The following is a 22,271-nucleotide window of genomic DNA, read 5'->3' on the forward strand; positions in this document are numbered from 1 at the left end:
TAGACTACTGTGGAGACGTACTTTAGCGGAAAAGACGGAAAAACAGGAGGGACAGCATGTTTGACAGTGTTTTAATCAATGTACCTCTAAGCAGTCCGTTACATCCTCAGAGCAATATTATTTTTCTGAAAGGATTCCTAAAGCAAAACGGATACAAGACGAAAGTATATGACACCAACATCAAATTCATTAATTGGTTTTTGTCGGATACTTTTCGCCACATAAAAGACATTGAGTACATGGATAATCCTGTCCGGATGTTAGCCCTGTACAACGAAATAGAGAAGGCCCTGTACGACCGCAGCGCCAAATACAGGGGTTTTTCCTTAGATATTAGGAATGTTGGTATGGCCTACAACAGGACGGTTTTTGAGGAGGTCATCAAAAGTGTAAGCGACAAAGAGGCCAACCCTTTCATTGAGTACTATAAGAAGTTTGTTTCTGAGGAATTAAAACCGCTATCTCCTAAAATTGTTGGTATAGGTATAATTTTTCAGGATCAGATAATACCGGCCTTTACGCTGGCAAACATAGTGAGAGATGTGCTTCCAGATACAAAAATAGTCCTTGGCGGGCAAATAATAACGCGCTGTTATGACACTATGACAGAAAGTGGCCTGCTTGACAGATTTTGGGACTATCTGGTTTTGTGGGACGGGGAATTGCCGCTGGCAGACATTCATAAAACTCTCCTTGATAAGCAACCTGCAGAAATGACCAACGTTATAGTAAAGAACCAATCAGGGGCGGTTATAGACAGACACTCATATGGTTTTGATCTGGATAGCCTTCAAAGGCCTGATATTGAGGACATAGATTATAATGAGTACCTGTTTCCGGAGATGTTGATCCCACTTCAAACGGCAAGAGGGTGTTATGGCACGTGTGAGTTTTGTGCGATTCCTTTTGGTTCCAACGCGGGGTTCAGGCAGCGGTCAGTGGAGCATTTGATTGAGGACATTTTGGCTATCCGGCAGCATACGGGCGAAAAATACGGAAAAGAGGCATTGTATTTTAAGTTTATGGATGACACCTCGGCCCCTGCTACTTTGACAAAATTATCAAAAGAAATAGAGATCATGGGACTCAACGTGCAGTGGGAAACCTTTGTGCGCCTCGAAAAAGCGTTTGAAGACGAGGAACTAATGGCTCAACTGTACCGTGGGGGTTGCAGAAAACTTATGTGGGGACTTGAGACCACAGACCCTGTGATTCTTAAAGATATGAATAAGAAGATAACCCCTGTTCAGACAACAAAAGTTCTTAACTCCACGGCAAAGGCCGGAATAATGAACTTTGTTTTCGTACTGATAGGCTTCCCTGGTGAGACAGCGCAGCAAAGGGACGCTCTTGCGGATTATATTATAGCAAATCAGGATATTCACGTCCTAACCATTGCCACTTTTGACTTGACAAAGGGCTCGAGAATTCAAGGTAATCTGACATATCCTAACACCTATGGCCTGGAGTTCAGCAGACCGGAGGGTTTTGAGGTTCGGCTGCCTTATACGGTAAACGGCGGCAACTGGAAAGAGGAAATGGTCAAAGAGGCCCAGCGGTTGCTGGTAAAAATAATAAGAGAGCGGCCAGATATAGGTTTTGTAAGCCTGTTTCCCGACCAGGTGCGCGGCATTCTGTGCAACAGACACGGAAACGACTGGGGGCGGACGTTTCTTTCTAGGTTTGGAGAGGACAACATCAGAGAATTGCTGCTTGCAACAGAGCGGTATGTGAGTGCATTTGAAGAGTGTCAGGAGATAGACCTGTCAATTTTGCCAGAGCCTCTGAAACGTGAACATTTGAGGACAAAAGAGGACATTAAGTCTATCTCCGATGCTATAAACAGGAGAAAGGAGTACCAGAGCAGGAGAGTTAACCAGCTTTGACCCTATCCTCCTATTTAACCGGAGCGGAGAGCTATTTGCATGAACCCGTTCAAAGGGAATGGTTAAAAAGACTTTTTAATAAAGCAGGGCAAGGTTGTTCCCTGTTTTCTGATGCAGGAGACAAAGCTGAGATTCATGAGGAGTTCAGAAACCGCATACGTACGGAGGAGATAAAGGCCTGGTATAGCTGTCAGGAGGGGGATAGTCTTTTTCAGGGGACGTCCATATCTTCTTTGACTATTCCAGGGGTGTTTACGGAGCCGGTAAGATTCGACAACATTGGGCAACTTCAGGAGGTTATTGCACAGAGCTACATAGAAAATCACTGGAGAACTGCCCCCCATGTAAAGGCAGCCATTATGGAGGATGTTGGCAAATGGCTGGATAGTGGCCTGTTTTATTGTGTGGTTGTTGCCTCAAAGGTAATTTCACAGGCGTTTTCTTTAAAGGTGCGATACGAAGATGTGGTGTTAAAGGTAGATGATTTTTTGGTTGATCCCCATGAGATAACCTCATATCCATACGATGTAAGGGTAAAGTACTTTGACACGGTTAAAGAGAGAATAGAGTGTTTTGGGGATCTGGACATCAGTCGTCAGGAGTTGGAGTCAAGTCTTATTTTGGCAGACATAAGCAAGCCAAAAATAGAGCGCTTCAAGGACAATATAATATTAGCCCCCGTAAGGTGTAACGACATAGCTGCTGCAATGGCTAAAAACATAAAAAAACTGATTACAGAAAAAACACAAAGCCGGATAAAACCGGCATCCATAGCAGTCGTTATTTATGATACCGATACCCCTTATACGTACTATCATATTACAGGGGCTGATGCGGATGGCATGTCGCCACAGATGCCTGGCCTGACCGTGCTGGGTTCAAGTGGTACGATAGATGCACTCCGGTGGCTTTATATCTACAGAGTAAGTCTCATAGCACAGAAGATGATGAAAAGCTCTCTGTACTCGGAGGTGCACAGAAGGTTTATTCCTTTTGTCTTTTTCGGTGTGTTGGTACCCAGAGATGCCGACATATTGCTTGATATGCAGGCTCTGGATCTGCTTCGTTATCATGGCAACATAACCCCAAACATTGAGTTTGCTTATCTATTGCCGGATATAATAAGGGGCCGCACACAAAGAGAAGAAATGGACTTTCGTAAAGAGTTAGAGCAAAGAACTCATTCATGTGCTTCGGCACAAAAAGGAAACGCATAAATGTGTACAACTGGTTATCATAAAGGCTTAAAGGTGTTGTTCAAAAACAGGGATAAACAGACTGAAACTGATGAGGAGATACTGACAGACAACGGTATTATAGCTTGCAGGACTAAAGGCGACAGTTACTATAGCTGGGGATTGAATATGTTTGGGTGTGCCTTTGTCAGTACTGCTGTAAACTCCCCTAAGTGGACATCTTTGATATATGAGAACAAGCTAAGAGAAGCTGCCAGTCTGTATGAGGCTGAAAACAGAGCTCTTTTTATTCCTACGGAGGTTGTTTCAAAAACGTTGCCAGAGGTTAAAACGGTACGGCAGTGGGTGGATGCACTGACAGACACACATCGATTATCCAGAGGGTATAACATTCTTGTCTGTGATCCACAGAATGCGTTCCATGTGGAGATGTACCGTGACAACATTTCTGTAAGAGATGTTACGCAGTCTCTGACAGTAACAAATCATTTCCAGTCATTGAAAGCCGGGCCGGCCGCAGAGGATGATTATCCGAGCAGTTTCAGACGCCTCAGATATGGCAATGAACATCTTCCCGGGGTGCAATCAACTCCCGGCATACTTGAAATGATGAAGCCGTCTATGCCTGCAAGGCAGAGGGAAATATGGCGCAGTGCTCCTTTTAAAACTATTTCCTCGGCGGTAATAGATGTTACTAACGGTATTGTTTATTATAGCAGGGCACTTGAGCAGGAGTATTTGTTGTTCAAAATAAGATATCAAAATAAACTATAAGGAAGAGGATATGCCATGAGCGAAAACGACAGAACTCAAAAAGAGATGTCAAGGTATATTGATCTGGAGATTTACCACAGGGTAGAAAAAACGCATCCGTTTTATATTGAAATGGCGCAAGAGATTATCACTCAGATAAGCAACTACTGTAAGGATGACAAAAAGTATGAGATACTGGAGCTTGGTGCTGGGACGGGGCTTTTGACCATGGAACTGTTAGGGCTGCCATTTTGCAATGTCCATGCTTTAGAGCTTGACAGTGACTGCTGTTATGCACTAAGGAGACACATAACCCATGAAAATTGCATAATTGTAAACGGGGATGCCGTAAACTACTGTAAAAGCCGCCATTTTGATGTAGTTGTATCAAGTTTTGCACATGATCATATCTGCTATGACAAGGCAGCGGATTTTGCAAAAAACATACGAAACAATTTGCTTAAAGGAGGCATATATGTTATGGGCGGGGAAATACTGCCCTACTATGAGACTTCTGCAGAAAGAAGAGAAGCACTTTACAAATATCACGGCTATATAATTAACAAGGCGTTGCGTGACGGGTTTTTTGAGGTTGCACAGATAGAGATAAATGCGTTGAAATCCGGCCTGGAAATGATAGGTGATTTTAAACGCCATGAGGCGATGTTTGAAAAAGAAATGACTGATGCTGGCTTTACGTTGTTGATGAAAAGGAAAATAGGGCCGCTTGAAACCCACGATGTTGGTGGGGTGTTCGTTTATGTCTATGGAAATTGATACGGCCTCTGGCAGTATGATGCAAGGATTCATATTTGTTAAACGAGACTATAAAGACAATATTTTTTGAAGTATTTGAGGTCTCCGGCATTACTATGGATACGGTGCTTAACGATATTGAGTCATGGGATTCGCTAAATCATATGAAACTTATTGCAGCGCTTGAGGGTGCTTTTTCAATAAGATTTACGTTTCCGGAGATAGTAAAACTCCTGTCTGTAAAAAAGATATATGAAACGATAGAAAGTAAAGGGGTCAGATTGTGAAGTATTTTTATGAAAAAATGCTCCATATCTTTAAAACCTCCCCAGCAACCTTTTACACGTATTATGGCCAAACCTATAGTTACAAAGACTGTTACGCAAACATGGTTAAAATAAACTCTGTGTTGAAACACTTTAAAAGAGCAAACATTGTTGTATATGGCAGAAAGAGTTTCAGTACATACTGCACCATCTTTTCAATATTCCTTTCTCAAAACATATGGGTGCCATTGTCTGAGCTTGCACCCCCGGCAAGAAATCTAAGCATGGCTGAGACAACAACCCCTGCCCTGATTCTCACAGATGGCAGCGGTTTCCCAGGGGCAGTATCCGATTATGCCGCTAAGAGTAACATCCCTGTGGAAAACATAGAAGAGATTATACAACAAGAAGCTGGCGAGGAATTCATTTTAGGAGATTTTTTAGCGGATGATCTTGCATACATTATGTTTACTTCGGGCTCTACCGGCATCCCTAAAGGTGTTCCTATGACAAATGCCAACTACATTAATTTTGTGGAAAATGCACTGGAAATACTGCCCTTTGAAAAACACGAGGTGTTTTCCGACTACCACGGTTTTTCTTTTGATATTTCCATATTTTATCTGTTTTGCGCTGTGTTTACGGAGAGTGCCTTTGCCCCTATTATAGAGAATGAGGAAAGGTTTTTTCCGTTAAACAACATAATAGAAAACAGGGTAACAGTGTGGTCATCTGTGCCATCGGTTATTACAAGAATTCAGATGATTCGCAAGGACGATATAATAGATACACCCATAAAAATAATGTTTTTGTGTGGGGAGCCTTTTAAACTAGACGTGCTTAAGTTCTGTTACAACAATCTGGGGATAAAGCACGTATATAATTTTTATGGTCTAACGGAGACCGGAGTGGAAAATTTCTATCATAAATGCAGCATCAGCGATCTGCAAAAGTATGAAATGAAGGGGTTTGTACCGATTGGGAGACCACTTAAAGGCAACGATATTTTACTTGATGCTGATAATCAGCTGCTTATAAGCGGTGTACAGGTAACACCTGGTTATCTCGGCAACAGGGAAACGGAACGCTTTGCTGAAATAGATGGAAAAAGATGGTACAAAACCGGCGACATAGTACAGCGCTACGAGGATGTATATTTTTGTAAAGGGCGCATGGACTCGCAGTTAAAATTAGGCGGCTACAGGGTCGAACTAATGGACATAGAAACCCATATAAGGAGATATCCGGCAGTGACTGACGCCGTGTGTTTTGTCACCGGAACTGACAGTGAAACCCTTGTTGCGGCGGTTGAGTCGGGGATTTTGGACGAAAAGGGATTGAAAGCATATCTGAAGGAGTGTTTGCCGCCATATATGGTACCCAAAAAGTTATTTCAGCTTAATGAGTTTCCTAAAAATGCCAATGGTAAAACAGACAGGAAAAAGATTAAATTGCTCTATACAGGAAGTGAGGATATTTGAGGCTATGATTACCATAGAGCCTATAACCAAAGATGATTATGGGGCAATTTCCACATTACATGAAACCCTGCTTCCGTGGTCTTTTATGGCGAACGCTGGCAGGAGATTTTTGAGTGCATTTTATGATGTAGTGATGAGCTCTCAGGCAGGGTTTGGTTATGTTGCAAAGGAGCAGGGCAGGGTTGTCGGGTTTGCTTTAGCGGTTTATGACAGCAGGGGGTTATTGAAAAGGCTTCTTTTGGCAGATTTTTTTAAGATAATAAAGTCCCTTTTGCCTGTAGTAATCAAGTCATTCAGTAAAATGAAAACGCTTCTGCAGCTAATCCTCCACAGACAGGAAAAGGCGTATAGAGTGCCCTCTGGAGAGTGTTTATTTATAGCAATAGATCCTGCTATTAAAAAAGGAATGACGTTTTTTAAGTTGATCTATGCCATAGATAAGCATTTCCTGGACAGGGGTATCAAGGTTTACCATGGCAGAGTGCTTAATACAAATCCGGTGATAGAAGTGTTTAGAAGGGTAGAGAGCTTTCAACCTGTTGAAGAGATCTCCCTGTATGGCCATATGTGGACACTTTACAACTGGAGTATAGAGCGCAGCTTTAAGCAGATAAAAGAGATTTCTGAAAACTCTTAACGAGAATAGCCGCAGCTTGCACAATGTCCGGCGGCTGGAGGTATAACAATCATGTGCGGGATATGCGGAGTGGTTTCTTTTGACAGGGCTTGCCGCAATGAGACTCTGGATCAAATGACGGATATCCTTTCACACCGGGGCCCTGATGGCCGGGGCACATACACAGACGATTACGCAGGCCTTGGCCACAGAAGGCTTTCAATTTTGGATTTATCTGATGCTGGCAGACAACCCATGTGTAGTGAAAGCGGTAAACTGTGGATAGTTTTTAATGGTGAGATATATAATTTTAAGCAGTTGCGATCTATTCTTGAAGCCAAAGGTTACAGATTTAAATCAAATTCCGACACAGAGGTTGTTTTAAACGGATATGAATACTGGGGCACAGAGGTCTTTAGCAAACTGGATGGATTCTTTGCATTAGCCTTGTGGGATAAGAAACAGAAAAAGTTAGTACTGGCCAGGGATTGTTGTGGGGTAAAGCCGTTATTTTTATCCTGCAACAGTAAATTCATAGTTTTTTCCTCAGAGCTAAAAGGTATTTTAGCAAGCGGCCTTATCAGCAAACAAAGAGATTACCAGTCACTTTCCAATTATCTCTCCATGTTTTATGTGCCCGGGCCTAACACCATATTAAAAGATGTTAAACAAGTGGCAGCCGGAACGTACATGGTGTTTGAACCAGGCCGGGAGGCGATAGCCGTTAGTTACTGGAGCATAATAAATGCAAAGAACCTTACTTTGCCAAAGCAGCCAGAGCAAATTTATGAACTTATCAGAGATGCGGCGGCAAAAGCTGTGGACAGCTCCCTGGTTGCGGACGTTCCGGTAAGCCTTTTACTGAGCTCAGGGCTTGATTCCTCGATAATGCTCTCAGAGCTTAAACGTCTGGGCAGGGACGATATAGAGACAATAACAGTAGGCTTTAAAGAGACTTCGTATGATGAGAGCAAGATAGCTAACCGGTTTGCTACAGAGATGGGATTTAAGCATACGTCTGTTATCATGCCCTATGGAGAGGCAGCAGAGGTCCTGCAACACATAATATACTATTTGGATGCCCTTAATGCAAATCCATGTATAATACCCGAATATCTCTATTTTAAGGAAACATCACAAAGATATAAAGTCACCCTTATGGGTTCTGGAAATGATGAGCTTTTTGCCGGTTATAATACATACATAGCAGACAACTACAGGAAATACTTCGGTATGTTGCCTTACACGATAAGAAAGATGATTGCTGCAGCCACCCGGTATATTCCCGTAAGCGACGAAAAATACTCATTTGATTACCTTGCGCAGAAATTTGCCGCCGGTTCGCTGTACCATAAGAAGAAAAGCCACTATTTTTGGAGAACGATATTTTCCGATGAGGAAAAGGAATTACTTCTGAGAAAAGACCTTGTTGCCGACTCAGGTTTAAACACAGACTCGTATGATGATACATACGGAAAGCTTTTTGATGTTGCAGGATTATCCTTTCAAGAGCAGGCACTGTATGCAGACTTTCACATGTTCTTAATAGACAATGCCAACATGGAGGTTGACCAGCTTAGCATGGCACTTTCTCTTGAGGCTAGGCCGCCGTTTCTAACTAAGAACTTTGTTGAGCTGGCCTTTGCCATCCCCTACAGTCTGAAACTAAAAGGCCATAAAACGAAATACTGTTTAAGAGAAGCCTACAAAGGCATTCTTCCGCAGTATTTGTTAGACAGAAAAAAACACGGGCTCGTATCGCCCCTGAACTTTTTATTTAATAAGAGTATGACAAAATATCTTGATGGTTATTTGTTATCGGATACGATGGCCGAGTATTTTGACCTGAAATTTATCAAAAAACTCATGGAAAACCATCTTGAAAGAAAACAAAATAACAGCTACAAACTCTTTACTCTTTTGTGTTTTTCTCTGTGGCATCAAATCTTTATAGATGGTTTGTTGATTTAGATAACTGAATGCGCACTATAGAAAGCTGCCTGTTTGCAACCATCTTGTTGTAACATTAATCCCGACAATGCTTGACAATTTGAAATTACCTTATGCTACAATAATTAGTGTACCATGAAATGCTGATAGCTAATAATTCCTATAGCTTCCCCCGTAACACTATGAAAAACATAAGCAAATAGAGGAGATCCGTTGTGGGTGAAATAAAAATGCCGTTACCGCAAGTGGACACGGAGGCATATAATAAAACGATACAAGCCGGATTCAAAAAGTATCCGCAAAGAGAGGAAAATTATAAGAAGTATCTATTGAATCCCCGCAGTATAAATCTTGACTATATGCCGATAAAAATGGACATAGAGCCCATAAACAGATGTAACTTACGGTGCACTATGTGTTTAATCCCAATGCTTGATAGCCAACAAGCAGCGGATGATCTCATGTTAGAGGACTTTAAACGCCTCATAGATGATCAATACGGTGTTTATGAAATAAAAATACAAGGCATCGGAGAGACATTTTTACATAAAGATTTTATAAAAATGGTTCAATTCGCTTCTGAAAAGTATATCTGGACACGTACTGCGACAAATGCCGTTATTATTGATCAGAACGAATACTATAAGGCGATTGTGGATGCTGGAATTGGCGAAATGCTGCTTTCCATAGATGGCACAACAAAGGAAACATACGAAAAAATCAGGGTAAACTCTAATTTTGAACGAGTTGTGAAAAACGCAAAACTTATTAACAATTACTGTAATAAGGTAGGTATAGATAAAACAAGGATGTGGGCAGTGCTTCAAAAGGAAAATTTTCACGAGCTATATAACTTTGTGCCATTTGCCAAAGAGCTTGGTTTTAAAAGATTAACACTGACAATAAATCTTGGTTTTGTTGGGGACAAAACACTACAAGAGATAAATCGCCCTAAAGATATTTCAAAGACGATAACACAGGATAACGTCGATAGGCTTTTGGAGCTTGCTGACAGGGCGGAAATCGATTTAACCTTTTGGTATATTACGACAAAATATACAAAAGACAATCTTTGTCCATGGCCATTTGAGAGGGCATTTATTTCTTGTGATAAATATATCTGTCCGTGCTGCACAATAACAAACACCAAGGCTGTCAATTTTGGGCAGGCGGAGCACTTCTCCGAAATATGGTTTTCAGAGCTCTACCGTAACTTCAGGGCAGCTCATAAGGAGGGAAATATTCCCCATGAATGCAGATTTTGCTATAAAAAGGATGGATTAACGGAAAAATGAAAAAAGCTCTGGTTTTAGGCGGCGGCTTTGCAGGGTGTACTATAAGCTATTTTTTGAAGCAAAAGGGATTTGAAGTAACGATAATAGAAGCCACGGAATATCTAGGCGGCGGTTGCCGTACGTTTTTTTACCACGGACATCCATACACTTACGGCCCGCGCCATCTTATCATAAACAAAGAAAAAATGTTTCTGTGGGATTATTTCAGCCGGTTCCTTACCCTCAGGCAAATTCACCACCATACAATGACATTTGTCGGACAAGACAACCGTTTTTACACCTTTCCTATACATGTCGATGAGATAGAAGACATGCCAGATAAAGACAATATCAACGAAGAGTTAAAAAACAGAGGAGATGTTGCAAGTGCAAAGAATCTTGAGGACTACTGGATAAACTCTGTAGGGGAGATACTATACAACAAATTTGTAAAGGATTATAACAAGAAAATGTGGATAACAGACGACAATAGAAGCCTTGACGAGTTTGCGTTTTCTCCCAAAGGCGTGCCTCTGAAAACAGGCTCAAAGGAATGTTTTGCGGAAACAATGGTACTTGCATATCCTACCGAACTTGACGGATACAACTCCTATTTCGATAAATGCACAGAGGGTTGTAATATTATTCCTAAAACATTTGTAGAAAAAATCGATATAGAAAGAAAACGGGTATTTGTCAACGACACATGGATAGAGGGAGACATTATGGTATCCACTGTCCCTGTTGATTTACTGTTTGGATACCGATACGGACCACTAAAGTTTGTAGGCAAAGAGTTTTTAAAAATCATCCTTCCTGTTGAAAAAATTACACCGGAGCCATATTATTTTATCCACTATGCATCGGATGAACCTTTCTTAAGAGTAGTTGAGTATAAACTTCTAACCGGCTACAAATCCTCCGATACTTTGATTTTAGTTGAGTTTCCATCTATGAAAAATAAACTCTACCCTTATCCGGTAAAATCGGAAATAGAGAAAGCACAAAGATATTTAAACTCGCTGCCGCAAGACGTTTACTCCATAGGCCGACTTGGAAAGTACCATTACAACGGTATGTGTGACGTTGTTGAGGACTGCATGAAATTACAGGACAGGTTATGATTGGGCCAGCTTTAAGGAACTAAATCCGGAGGGACTCTTGCGACCTTATATTTATCTGTGGCGACAGTTGTAAAAGCATTATTAAGGTGCACGTTCTTTAAACCATGAAATTGAAAAAGGCTCTTCTCTTTTTTGTCAATCAAATATTTTTTATTTATAAGGTGTTGTCTGTCCTTGTATGGTTTTTTAAAATTAAAAATGCACTGAAAAAATCGGATAATATATTATTGTCCGAAGGCGGGTTCGGACACTCAATAATTGACCCCGAGATGTTGAGGCGCATGTATGTAAATATGAAAAACACTTGTATCGTTTTCCAAACGCCTGTACATAATCCATATGTAGGATTGTTTTGGAACGATGTGGATGTATTTTTTTTTAAGTCATATATAAGAGTGAAATTTCTTTCCCATGAATCTTATATTGAATTACGATACGGTAATTATAAGTTAATAGTAAAAATCATAAAAGCTTTATTAACTTTTTATTGCTCTGCCAGGGTGATGAATTACATAGATTTTTCCAGAGAATGTATAAAAAGATTGACGTTTGGCACTGAGGCTGATAGTTTTTACAGAAAAAACATTGTAAGCACCGGCTTTAAGTCTTTCTATTTGTTAAATCTTATGGAATCTGTGCCGCTTCAAAATCCTAGGTTGCCAAAAAACGTAAGAGAAAACATTCTTTCACATATACTTAAGTACTGCAATTTATCGGTAAGGCCTAAATTATGCTGTATTTATTTGAGAGCCAAGGGACAAGCTACAAACGATAACACTTCGACGTTACGTATTGGAGCTGAGTTAGAATCCTTTGTGCCAGCCATAACATATCTGGTTAAAGAGGATTTTGTGGTTTTAGTTACAGGTGACATGAGTATTAGTAAAGAGTATGAAGCATGTTTTAATAAAAAGATTATATCTGCGGAGTTTTTAGATGTCTGCCCGCAGTTGTTTTCTCTTTTTTCGCATTCGGAGTCTGATATATGGATAGGGAATCTTGGGGGCGGCAGCTGGATGCCGGTACTCAGAGAGATTCCAATGCTTGTTGTAGACATGTATCCTTATGGAAGCGGGCTTAAAGATGCGTGGATTTTATTAAAGCCAGTGTATGACGAAACCGGCAACCTTGTCCATTACAGCAGAATGTTCAATGATTTTCTTTTTGATTATAATTTAAAAGATAACTGGAGGGTGCTGCATAACTCACCTGAGACACTGCTTGTCTCTATAAAAGAAATGCTGGATAGCCTGAAAAACAACCATGTGAGCGAGACCAACACGGCTTATTTAAAATCGTTTGGAAACCATCTCTTTTTAAAATACTACAATATGAAAATTCCAACAGTATGGTATGATTTGTTTGCAGAGTAAAGTGGTTCTCTGTCTCTAAATCTGCATAAATAGTCCCGATAGATTTTCCAAAATAAAAACTGTTATATTATATAGTGTTTGGGAAGATATCATATTATCACAGTGCTATGTATTTTCAGGCTTAATGGATTTCAAGGCAATACAAATAGGGCAAAAAGCAGAGATTTCTCATGTTATCTCAGAAGAGGACGTTCAGAGATTTGTCTCTCTCACAGGTGATGACAATCTACTACATATAGATAACGACTATGCCAGCAACACCCCGTTAAAGAAAAAAGTAGCTCATGGTATGCTTTCTGCCTCTTTTATTTCAACAGTTGTCGGAACCAAACTACCTGGCGATGGAGCGTTGTTGTTCAGGCAAAATTTAGATTTTCTCAAACCAGTGAGTGTTGGCGACGGCATAAGGGTCATTATCGAGGTTATAAAGAAAACAGACAAAACCAGGGTCATAGAATTACAAACGGATGTCTATAATCATCATAATGAAAAAATCATAAGCGGTACGGCGCAGGTAAAGGTTGTAGAAACTATTAAAAAATACGATCAGGCAACAGTGTCTGAACATGTGGAAAAGACCGCACTGGTTGTTGGTGCAAGCGGGGGTATCGGCGCTGCTGTATGTGAAAAGTTACTTACAAACGGTTGGAACATTATTGCACATTATCATAAAAATCAGGCAGCAGCCGAAAAATTAATGAAACGGATGGAACCGTTAAATAGTAAAACTTTGCTCGTTCAGGCTGATGTCGAGGATGAGGCTGATGTCGCAAAAATGTTCGACAAAATTGAGCGCTACGGTCTTAACGTCAGCGCCATTGTGTATTGTGCCTCCGCCAGAATTCCCAATGTAAAACTTAAAGATATACAATGGGACCTGATACTCAAACACTTTGAGGTCAATGTCAAAGGCTTATTTAATATACAAAAATATGCCGTGCCATCTATGCAAAAGTTTAAATATGGGAAGATAGTTGCACTAACATCAATGGCTGTGGAAAAACCAAATGCCGACTGGATACATTACATAACTGCAAAGTCTGCGTTAAACGGCTTCGTAAAGTGTTTGGCTTTAAGTCTGGCTCCTAAGGGTATAAGGGTAAATCTGATTTCACCTGGCATGACTGACACGGAGTTGATTGTTGATATCCCTGAAAAGGTACGCCTTACCACAGAGCTTCAAACACCGATAGGCCGGATAGCACAGCCTAAAGACATAGCTGGTGTCGTCGGTTTTCTGTTATCTCCGGAGTCGGATTATTTAACTGGAGAGACACTAAGAGTAAACGGCGGGCAGGTCATGATATGAGCACAATGAGCTACGTAGAGATTATTAAAAAGAACAGGGAACTAAAAAATAAATTAGCCTCTGAAGATTACACGGTGGGCGTATTAACGAATATTACAAACCATTTTTTAAAGGATATTCTTGAGTATTCTCTCCGATTGTCGGCAATTAATGCAATCGTAGAGATAGGCGGATATGATAATATTGTTCAAGATGCTGACCGTTTCCAGAAAAAGTCCTCGCTAATAATTGTTTTCTGGGAGCTGATTAACTTTATGCAGGGGTTACATAGGTTACGGCCGGCTCTTATAAACGATTACGAGGCAGTAAAGGCAGATATGGTTCATCAGATTGATTTGCTTATGGACTTACTAAAAAATACTCCACTGATAATATTTAACCGTTTTACAAACGTGGCAATGTCGATGGCAAATCCTGTACTAGGATTATTGGACAAACTTGCTGCGGACTTAAACAAATATATGGACTCCTGTAATTACCGTAATGTTTACTTTGTGGATTTGCCAGGAATATTTCTTAAAGATGGAATAGGTTTATGTTTGGATTGGAGGAATTATTACAGAAATAAGTCTTTATATACACTTTGTTTTTATAAAACCTACTGTGACACTATAATCAATGCTATAAGGGCTGCAAATGGCCAAAGTAAAAAAATGCTTATCCTTGATTGTGATAATACCCTGTGGGACGGTATCGTGGATGAAAATGGTATCGATGGAATTGACTTATCCGCCGACACAGCAAACGGTGCGATTTTTAGTGAAGTCAGAAGTATGATAAAGGAACTTGCCCACTGTGGTATCCTAATAGCGTTATGTTCAAAAAATAATTCTGACGACATAGATAAAATTCTGACCCAGCACCCCGGCATTATCTTATCCAACAACGATATTGTAATAAAGATGATCAACTGGGACGATAAGGTAACAAACATTAAACTCATAGCAGAAACAATCAGCATAGGCTTGGACAGTATGGTGTTTATAGACGATTCCGCTTTTGAAGTCGAACATGTCAGAGGGCTGCTGCCTGAGGTGAATTCATTTAAGGTGCCGGACAATTTATATGATTACCCGGCGCTTTTAAGGGAGATAAGCGGGATGTTTTATACGGCGGCACAGACAACAGAAGACTTGTCAAAGCAGACAATGTACCGGCAGCAGTTTCGCAGGGAATCGTCTAAGAGGGAATTTGACTCGCTGGACGACTACCTCGCATCGTTGGATATACAGCTATTTTGTTATGATAATGATCTGAATATTGTAACAAGACTATCTCAATTGTCGCAAAAAACAAATCAATTCAACTTAACCACAAGGCGTTATACCGAGCGGCAGATAGAGAACTTCATTACAGATGCAAAATACGATGTTTTGGCTTATCGGGTCAAAGATAAATTTGGCGACAATGGCATAACAGCAATGGTAATACTCCAGTACGATCTCCAGTCATTTACGGCTATAATCGACTCCTTTACTATGAGCTGTCGCATTATCGGGCGAAATATCGAGTTTTCCATTGTTGATCATCTCATTTGGCGTATAAAAGACAAGAATATTGACCAGATAGAGGCTGTTTATATTCCAACACAAAAAAACGTATCGGTAAAACACTTCTATGACAAATGTTCATTTCAGCTGTTGGATTCGTACAGTGACGCTGAGAAAAGATATGTGATGCATATAGATAATTATAGTTTTAAGAATGCTACCAACAACGTGATGTATGCCAATGAAAGAGATAATTAAAGAAATCCTTTCTGTAGTATTGGATGTTCCCATGCACGAGTTGGATGATTTTTCCTCCACACAGACACTTGAGCAGTGGGATTCACTTAATCATATGAAAATCATTGCTGCGCTGGAGGAACATTTTAGTGTATCGTTTACTGAACAAGAGACTCTTGAGATGCAGAGTGTGAAGTTAATAGAATATACAATTTCATGCCATTTATCGTGTCCACCTGAGTGATGGATTATCAAATTAAGGAATCTTTCCCAATATCAGACTGGGAAATCATTAAAACGTTTATAACTCAGCGCTACAGAGCTGATCATGCCTTGTGTTTTAAGCCGTTTTTTGAGTGGCAGTTTCAGGTACGTAAAAATAAGGATTTCGCAAGCATTATCTGTGCCTATGAGGGCAAACATTTAATGGGCACTCTGGGTTATTTGCCATTAGAGCTTCACTGGGGCTCACTTACAAAGCAAACGCTGGGTGTATGGCTGCTTCACTGGATGGTAAGCCCAGAGGCCCCAAAAGGCTTAGGCATTTTAATGCTTAAACGGATACAAAAGATGTTTGCGTTGTGTTTAACACTCAATTCAAGCCAATTCGGCTCGCCAATTTTGCAGGCCATGGGATGGAAATACTTTCCCAACCTGCCCCGATATATAATCGTAATGGATAAGACACACTGCAAACCGCTCCTTTATGAAGACACAGACCCAGAACAATTAAACTCTTACACTCTCAAAGCAGACTTACCTACAAGTGAAGATTCCTTAGAATCACACCTGTCCGACGACAACTACCGCCCGGACTGGACACACTATCCTGAAATGCAGTACGCAACCGTACGGTCGTTTGAGTACTTACAATGGCGCTACATGGAACATCCTTCATTTAAGTATTATTTTTTTAAATCAAGATCAAAAACCACTCCAGCCATGTGTGTGCTGCGCATTGAGAAATCGTTTGGCAAAGCATGTGTGACAGTGGGCAAGGTTGTAGATTTTTTTTACCCCACAGACGATAGAGGCATATCAGAGGCCAGCGCTGTGTTGTCTTCAGCTTTATTGTTTTGCAGGCAGCGGGAATGTGCATATGTAGAGTTCAAATGTTGTCAGGCTGAGTATGCCGAAATGTTTATGAAATTTGGAGGAGCTCTGGAGCCGCACGACAGAGCTATTCTTATCTCAAGATTAATGCCCATACAGCACTTGCACCGCAATACAAACGTCTCCTATTTATCGAAGGTGAACAACCATGCTCCACAACTAAACCAGATGTACATTACAAAATCCGATATTGATGATGATAGCCCAAGCAGCGTTTCTGTGGCATCGCAATTAATTGTATTAACTTAGGAAAAACATAAAAGGAGAGTAACAATGACAATAGAAGGCCGGGATATATTAAAAACAGTTGCAAGAGAGCAATCACAGCAGATGCGTTTGTGTAGTGCGGAGATGCCAGAGATTGTTCGCATCGAACTTTCTAACACTTGCAATATGAGTTGTCCGCACTGCCGCCACCATAGTAAAGAGAAACGAGCCTCTGAGAACTACTCCCCGTACTACAGAACTCCCATCCATATGTCAGAGAAGCAGGTTGAGGACATCTTTAACGAAGTGGCACCATATAAACCCTCAGTAACTTTAAACGTAGCAAATGAACCGTTAATTGCACAAACATTTGACTTTGCCGTAAAAACGGTTAAGAAACTGGGACTGGCCGGTACATTCAACACAAACGGCATTTTACTCAACAAGGATGTATCTACACTTCTTGTTGATACTTGCTTTGATTCAGTCACTATCAGTATAGACGCAATCACTGCTGAAACTTTAAAAAAAGCTCGTGGTATATCTTCTTTGGATAAACTCATAGACAATGTCGATATTTTGTTAAGTGTCAGAGGCAACAGTGTTTTCCCCAGAGTTGGAATAACATTTGTAGAGACCGACTATAATTATCATGAAATTCCTGACTTTTTAGAATTTTGGAAAAAACGGGTTGATTTTATCCGGATTAACGGGTTTATAAAGGATTTAACTCCGGATGTTTCCATGATTCCAGGCATACAAAGAGAGGATATGCCAAAACGGATCCCCTGTCAACAGACTTTCAGAGATATCGTGATACGCGCAAACGGAGACGTAACACCCTGTGTAATTACAGCAGAGCAGCCCAGTATCATTGTAGGCAATATTTTTAAGGAAGGTGGTGTTAAGGCTGTTTGGAACAATGACCACATGAACCACATTCGTAAGCTCCACAATACTGGACGCTGGGATGAGCTCCCCTATTGCAGACAATGTGACTACTGGATTGAGACTTTCAGCATGAAAGAAGAAATTAAAAATGGTTTTCTAATCCGGATGCCATCTCCATATACTACATTTTATAATGTCCTTGACAGACTCGATAACTGGAACAGAGATTTGCACGACAGGCAGGGTGTTGGTAGGTTTCAAGATGTATCTGTTACCAAAAAGTAATATTGAACAGTTTATAGTGTCTCCGTGGATTTGGTGAAATTGACAAAACCTGGCAGACTACTGTACTCTAGCGCCTAGGGATGGTTAGGTTTTAAATACGGAAAGTGTCTATAAATTTAAGGGGGAGATGAAGTTATGAGCGCTGATTTGCAAACACGCTGGGATAAGATAAAAAATACGTCTTTTTTCCAAAAATACAAACCTCATAATATTTTGTTTAAGTCCTTTTACACTATTAAAAACTTATCCGTTAAAGATCTCTCCAGGATTCCAGCAGCAGCCTATCGCAATTTGACAGCGTCCATTTCTTTGGTGCCAGCTATATCATTCTTTGCTCTACCCAGGTCTGCAAGCCAAAGCATCGCCTATGCGCTTGCCGATACTCTAAAAATAGTTCAGTTAACTGAAGCCACTCAGCACAATTTCACACAGAATGTAATAAGCGTACGGCCATATGTTGAGCGGCCAAGAAGAGGGTTTATAATTTATGTACATCTTCCGGCCAGCAATATAAATTTGCAAACCATCCGGTACTATAACGTAAAATGTATAGCCCACATCAGAGACCCCCGTGACGCCGTCCTTTCACTAAGTCGATTAATCATAAATAAGTATAACTCTGCAGGCATTCAATCCAGGCTCTTTGTTACAGAGCTGATGTCTTATGAAGGGCAGCAGCCAGTAACCATTTCCGAGGATATAATTAAGTCGGGATACCACAGGGTTCTTGATTGGATTTTGGAACATCGTTATGAGTCATTTGTAAAGTGGGTGAGCGACTGGATTTCTGCCCGTAACAGTATGAAAGAATTAGTGCATCTCACATCGTATGAGGAATTTGTAGCAGATTCGGACTCATACTTCAGGAATATATATGAGTTTTATGATATAAAATCGGATAAAATGCCTCCCATTTATAAGAGGCATTTCAATAAAGGAATCGCTAGAAACTTTGAAACTGAAATGACACCGGAACAACGGGTGTATGCAACTAAAATGATTCCCGACTTGATTTATGAGCATACGTTGATCAGACCGTAGGGTTGTAGAGAGTTTTTTAAAACCAGTGTCTGTTTTGCTAAACCGGAAAACCCTGTCGCTGTGAAAATTGATTAAAAGACTGATGAATATTGTCAATCAACTAATAGAGTTTTTTCGATATAAAGATAAATCCATACCCTACCGGGAACAATTATCACCAGACAACGGCACGCTGATATTATATCTAAAAGAAATGATAAACATGGGAATGGGTAAAGTGTTATTTTTATTTTTGATATCATTACCGCTTGGAATAATCGCCGGAGGCATCGAACTCTTGTTCGGTTTTACAATCTTATACTTCCTTAGCAGCTTACATATCATGTCGTACGGAAATTTACCGAATTGGTTTTTTATCAAAAACATCCTAACTCCTACATGGGCTTTTTTAATTGTCGGTATTCTAAGAGTAGCACTGTCCTTTCTGTCTCTTTTAATAAACAGCATAAGCAGTGAGGGATTCGGTTTTAAAGTCAGGCGGATAATCGTAGATAGTATTTTTAGTGGTGAAGCTTTAGAGTCTGGCATATCTGTTGCTGAACTGTCCAATTTACAAACAAACCTTATAGGAAAAGCAACCAATTTTATATATCACCTGTTGAACATCATAACGTACTTGTTTTTCGGTGCTTTTGTTCTTATAAGCCTATTTAGCCTTTCCCCGCAGCTTTCCATTGTGACGGTTATAAGCCTTGTCTTGCTGGGCCTGCCAGTGTTAATAACCAGGAAATCACATAATAATTATTCATCAAAAAGATTTTTGAAATTCAGGGAGTTTTCTATAAAGATAACTAAAGGGTTAAAAAACTTGTATTTTCTTAAAATAATAGGCCAGCAGTATCAACAGCAAAAAATACTCTATGAAGCAAACTATGCAATGTTTCTCTATGGTTTTAAATATTATTTTGGCTTTTTGTTAAATTCAAACCTGCCAGGCGTAGTTGTAATCTCTGTTGTGTTATCTATAATTACAGTAAACCGGAAATTTCATTTTATGGACAACTCCATATTTTTACCGTTCATTTACTTGCTAATACAAATAAACGCAAATACAGGAAAACTCATAATGGCTCTGGGAAACATGCAATTCGATAAAAGGTTTTTTTCCGAACTGATGAAAACTCTCAGGGAAATACAGCTCGTGAACAAGACGCATGAAACGATGGAGGATGTCATAGAGGTCAGCACTGTGGAGACATTAAAAGTGGAGCACCTGGCAATAGGTAGAGACAGTATTTTAGTTAAGGACATAAATATCAACTCAGGGCGTGGCGGTTTTGTGTACATAACAGGGCATTCGGGCAAGGGGAAAACCACATTGCTTATGACTTTAATAGGTTTGATACCGGCCATGGAAGGTGCCATTTACTTAAACGGAATCGACATAAAACATGTGGACTTCAAAAAATTCCGTAAGTATCTTGCATACTCAGGGCCTGATCCGTTTCTTTTCGATGCAACGATAAGAGAAAATATTCTCTTTGGCACTGACCATATGACCCTGCGTGAGGAGGAAATCTGGAGAGCTATGGATATAGCAGAGTGCGATTTTGTAAGGCATTTACCGGAGCAGTTAGACCATATGCTTTATGAAGGCGGTGAGGGAATATCGGCAGGCCAAAAACAGCGTCTTTCCATAGCGCGTGCACTTTTGAGAAATCCTAAAATTTTACTGCTCGATGAGGCGACCGCCAATATAGACGAAAAAACAGAGGAGAAAATTATAACCGCAATTCGCTACAATTTTCCAGACGTTCTAATCTTTGCCGTATCGCACAGAAAAAGCTTAATAAAACACGCAATCTGTATGATTGAATTATAAAAACTCCGGGTTAAAATTATTCATCACGGAATTTTATATCCAATGAATGACAGTGGCTCATAGTCAAGAGGTAATTCTTCTTTCGTAAATTTCATAAAATCATAGGCATTTAAGGAGCCCATTGATTTGGCTTTATCGAAAATTTCAAAAATACTATTATCTTTGCTTTTATCTATTCGTCTTTTTACCTTCTGCAGCAGTGAATTTTTCAAGATCAAATCATTATCACAAGCGTATTTACTGAGTTCTGAACCTTTCGGCGTAAAACAGAAGCACTGTGGCACTAAAATCGGAACAAAACCGGCTTTTGAAAATTCGTTGAAAAGATCGGAAAGACTGCTGATTACAGTAGCCCCAGGAGAATCGAAAATAAATAACTTCATGCCGTCACCATCGAGCATTTTCCTCGATACGTTGAGAATGAACTTTAAAGCGTTTTTGGAAATCTCGCTAAGAGCGTGATCACATACAATAATGTCTCTTTTTATTGTATCCATTTTATGGAAATTACAATAGACCCACCATGGAATATGTAGGCATCTACTGGTAAAACATTTTTCGTCATATTCTGTAGCAGCAAAATCGACACACTGGTCACCGGCAATATAGTCATACAAGAGACTTTGCCATAAGTAAAATGCCTGCGTGTTGTCCATGGAGGCATAATTAAACCCTGACTTTAACAATAATGCGCCCAGGTATCCGCATCCTGCACCTATCTCAAATATGGAAAAATCTTTCTTGTAAAAATCCTGCAAAAGCGATATAACCCTAAACAGGCTGATTGCTGACAAAGAAGACATCAGCGGTTTTTTGGATATGTTAAACTCTTGTTTTGTCAATTGTGAAACATCTTGTATAAGCCTGCCCATAATGTCTGCTTCATTTTCTGTATACAGATATGGAGGATAAAAATATTGTGCATTTTTTCTCACATGCATTGCATCCACATATCTTATCAGTTCCATATGATCATCCACACTTATGGGGAAATTCCCCATATTAAAAACCACAGGTTTAAAGGCAGCTATAAGTATATTTGAGATGTGTTTTAGTGCTTCGTTCTGAGCTGTCTTGTAAGATGAAACAGTTGCCTTCATTTTGCTTTGATCCCTATATAATATCTATATATTTTACTGTCAGAAACTTATATTATGTTATATGACCCCATAGTTTTTGTCAAGAATACCCTGAGGCTGAG

The 22,271-nt window shown here is 40.1% G+C and carries 19 protein-coding genes; 18 read left to right on the plus strand and 1 reads right to left on the minus strand.

All coding sequences use genetic code 11. The features are described 5' to 3' along the window. Nucleotides 1-56: 56 nt before the first annotated feature. The 18 genes from HQK88_12760 (at nt 57) to HQK88_12845 (ending at nt 21,070) form a co-directional block, all read left to right on the plus strand. Nucleotides 57-1,886 carry a radical SAM protein gene (locus HQK88_12760; GenBank protein MBF0617672.1) on the plus strand — a complete coding sequence of 610 codons (1,830 nt, stop codon included), beginning with the start codon at nt 57-59 and terminating at the stop codon, nt 1,884-1,886. 35 nt (nt 1,887-1,921) lie between these two features. Next, entirely contained in the window at nt 1,922-3,103 is a 1,182-nt protein-coding gene (locus tag HQK88_12765) for a hypothetical protein (protein ID MBF0617673.1), read from the plus strand. Then, nucleotides 3,104-3,856, plus strand: coding sequence for a hypothetical protein (locus HQK88_12770; GenBank protein ID MBF0617674.1), 753 nt, complete (start codon nt 3,104-3,106; stop codon nt 3,854-3,856). Between the two features lie 15 nt (nt 3,857-3,871). After that, a complete protein-coding gene (locus HQK88_12775) occupies nt 3,872-4,612 on the plus strand; it encodes a class I SAM-dependent methyltransferase (GenBank protein ID MBF0617675.1) in 741 nt (246 codons plus the stop codon). A 35-nt stretch (nt 4,613-4,647) separates the two neighbouring features. Further along, nucleotides 4,648-4,878 (plus strand): acyl carrier protein, encoded by a 231-nt coding sequence (locus HQK88_12780; protein ID MBF0617676.1) that lies wholly within the window; start codon nt 4,648-4,650, stop codon nt 4,876-4,878. Next, entirely contained in the window at nt 4,875-6,338 is a 1,464-nt protein-coding gene (locus HQK88_12785; protein MBF0617677.1) for an AMP-binding protein, read from the plus strand. Before HQK88_12780 ends, HQK88_12785 begins: the two co-directional genes overlap by 4 nt. A gap of 4 nt (nt 6,339-6,342) precedes the next feature. After that, nucleotides 6,343-6,975, plus strand: a complete 633-nt coding sequence (locus HQK88_12790) for a hypothetical protein (GenBank protein ID MBF0617678.1) — start codon at nt 6,343-6,345, stop codon at nt 6,973-6,975. 51 nt (nt 6,976-7,026) lie between these two features. Next, nucleotides 7,027-8,925 (plus strand): asparagine synthase (glutamine-hydrolyzing), encoded by a 1,899-nt coding sequence (gene asnB, locus HQK88_12795; GenBank protein MBF0617679.1) that lies wholly within the window; start codon nt 7,027-7,029, stop codon nt 8,923-8,925. A gap of 194 nt (nt 8,926-9,119) precedes the next feature. After that, nucleotides 9,120-10,199, plus strand: coding sequence for a radical SAM protein (locus tag HQK88_12800; GenBank protein MBF0617680.1), 1,080 nt, complete (start codon nt 9,120-9,122; stop codon nt 10,197-10,199). After that, entirely contained in the window at nt 10,196-11,302 is a 1,107-nt protein-coding gene (locus HQK88_12805; GenBank protein ID MBF0617681.1) for an NAD(P)-binding protein, read from the plus strand. Before HQK88_12800 ends, HQK88_12805 begins: the two co-directional genes overlap by 4 nt. A 104-nt stretch (nt 11,303-11,406) precedes the next feature. Next, nucleotides 11,407-12,675 carry a TIGR04372 family glycosyltransferase gene (locus tag HQK88_12810; GenBank protein MBF0617682.1) on the plus strand — a complete coding sequence of 423 codons (1,269 nt, stop codon included), beginning with the start codon at nt 11,407-11,409 and terminating at the stop codon, nt 12,673-12,675. Between the two features lie 124 nt (nt 12,676-12,799). Next, entirely contained in the window at nt 12,800-13,984 is a 1,185-nt protein-coding gene (locus tag HQK88_12815; protein ID MBF0617683.1) for an SDR family oxidoreductase, read from the plus strand. Beyond that, nucleotides 13,981-15,732 (plus strand): HAD-IIIC family phosphatase, encoded by a 1,752-nt coding sequence (locus HQK88_12820; GenBank protein MBF0617684.1) that lies wholly within the window; start codon nt 13,981-13,983, stop codon nt 15,730-15,732. The genes HQK88_12815 and HQK88_12820 overlap by 4 nt, the downstream gene beginning before the upstream one ends. Beyond that, nucleotides 15,716-15,955: an acyl carrier protein gene (locus tag HQK88_12825; GenBank protein ID MBF0617685.1), complete on the plus strand. Its 240-nt coding sequence runs from the start codon at nt 15,716-15,718 to the stop codon at nt 15,953-15,955. Before HQK88_12820 ends, HQK88_12825 begins: the two co-directional genes overlap by 17 nt. Then, nucleotides 15,955-17,073 carry a hypothetical protein gene (locus tag HQK88_12830; GenBank protein ID MBF0617686.1) on the plus strand — a complete coding sequence of 373 codons (1,119 nt, stop codon included), beginning with the start codon at nt 15,955-15,957 and terminating at the stop codon, nt 17,071-17,073. The genes HQK88_12825 and HQK88_12830 overlap by 1 nt, the downstream gene beginning before the upstream one ends. A gap of 24 nt (nt 17,074-17,097) precedes the next feature. Beyond that, complete coding sequence (locus HQK88_12835) at nt 17,098-18,207, plus strand: SPASM domain-containing protein (GenBank protein MBF0617687.1); 1,110 nt, start codon at nt 17,098-17,100, stop codon at nt 18,205-18,207. Between the two features lie 135 nt (nt 18,208-18,342). Further along, a complete protein-coding gene (locus HQK88_12840; protein MBF0617688.1) occupies nt 18,343-19,248 on the plus strand; it encodes a sulfotransferase domain-containing protein in 906 nt (301 codons plus the stop codon). A gap of 82 nt (nt 19,249-19,330) precedes the next feature. Continuing rightward, on the plus strand, nt 19,331-21,070 hold the full coding sequence (locus HQK88_12845; GenBank protein ID MBF0617689.1) for an ABC transporter ATP-binding protein: 1,740 nt from the start codon (nt 19,331-19,333) through the stop codon (nt 21,068-21,070). 23 nt (nt 21,071-21,093) lie between these two features. Here the strand turns inward: HQK88_12845 and HQK88_12850 are convergent, their stop codons facing one another. After that, the gene (locus HQK88_12850; protein MBF0617690.1) at nt 21,094-22,170 is read right to left on the minus strand and encodes a hypothetical protein; all 1,077 of its coding nucleotides are present in this window, start codon (nt 22,168-22,170) and stop codon (nt 21,094-21,096) included. Between the last annotated feature and the right edge of the window lie 101 nt (nt 22,171-22,271).

The organism is Nitrospirota bacterium (genome assembly GCA_015233895.1).
In the GTDB taxonomy this organism is placed as follows: domain Bacteria; phylum Nitrospirota; class Thermodesulfovibrionia; order Thermodesulfovibrionales; family Magnetobacteriaceae; genus Magnetomonas.

Bases quoted from the DNA above. Each gene is read 5' to 3' on its own strand.
- HQK88_12760 (MBF0617672.1), top strand. From the start codon at position 57: ATGTTTGACAGTGTTTTAATCAATGTACCTCTAAGCAGTCCGTTACAT.
- HQK88_12770 (MBF0617674.1), top strand. From the start codon at position 3,104: ATGTGTACAACTGGTTATCATAAAGGCTTAAAGGTGTTGTTCAAAAAC.
- HQK88_12775 (MBF0617675.1), top strand. From the start codon at position 3,872: ATGAGCGAAAACGACAGAACTCAAAAAGAGATGTCAAGGTATATTGAT.
- HQK88_12790 (MBF0617678.1), top strand. From the start codon at position 6,343: ATGATTACCATAGAGCCTATAACCAAAGATGATTATGGGGCAATTTCC.
- asnB (MBF0617679.1), top strand. From the start codon at position 7,027: ATGTGCGGGATATGCGGAGTGGTTTCTTTTGACAGGGCTTGCCGCAAT.
- HQK88_12805 (MBF0617681.1), top strand. From the start codon at position 10,196: ATGAAAAAAGCTCTGGTTTTAGGCGGCGGCTTTGCAGGGTGTACTATA.
- HQK88_12810 (MBF0617682.1), top strand. From the start codon at position 11,407: ATGAAATTGAAAAAGGCTCTTCTCTTTTTTGTCAATCAAATATTTTTT.
- HQK88_12815 (MBF0617683.1), top strand. From the start codon at position 12,800: ATGGATTTCAAGGCAATACAAATAGGGCAAAAAGCAGAGATTTCTCAT.
- HQK88_12820 (MBF0617684.1), top strand. From the start codon at position 13,981: ATGAGCACAATGAGCTACGTAGAGATTATTAAAAAGAACAGGGAACTA.
- HQK88_12825 (MBF0617685.1), top strand. From the start codon at position 15,716: ATGAAAGAGATAATTAAAGAAATCCTTTCTGTAGTATTGGATGTTCCC.
- HQK88_12830 (MBF0617686.1), top strand. From the start codon at position 15,955: ATGGATTATCAAATTAAGGAATCTTTCCCAATATCAGACTGGGAAATC.
- HQK88_12835 (MBF0617687.1), top strand. From the start codon at position 17,098: ATGACAATAGAAGGCCGGGATATATTAAAAACAGTTGCAAGAGAGCAA.
- HQK88_12840 (MBF0617688.1), top strand. From the start codon at position 18,343: ATGAGCGCTGATTTGCAAACACGCTGGGATAAGATAAAAAATACGTCT.
- HQK88_12845 (MBF0617689.1), top strand. From the start codon at position 19,331: ATGAATATTGTCAATCAACTAATAGAGTTTTTTCGATATAAAGATAAA.
- HQK88_12850 (MBF0617690.1), bottom strand. From the start codon at position 22,170: ATGAAGGCAACTGTTTCATCTTACAAGACAGCTCAGAACGAAGCACTA.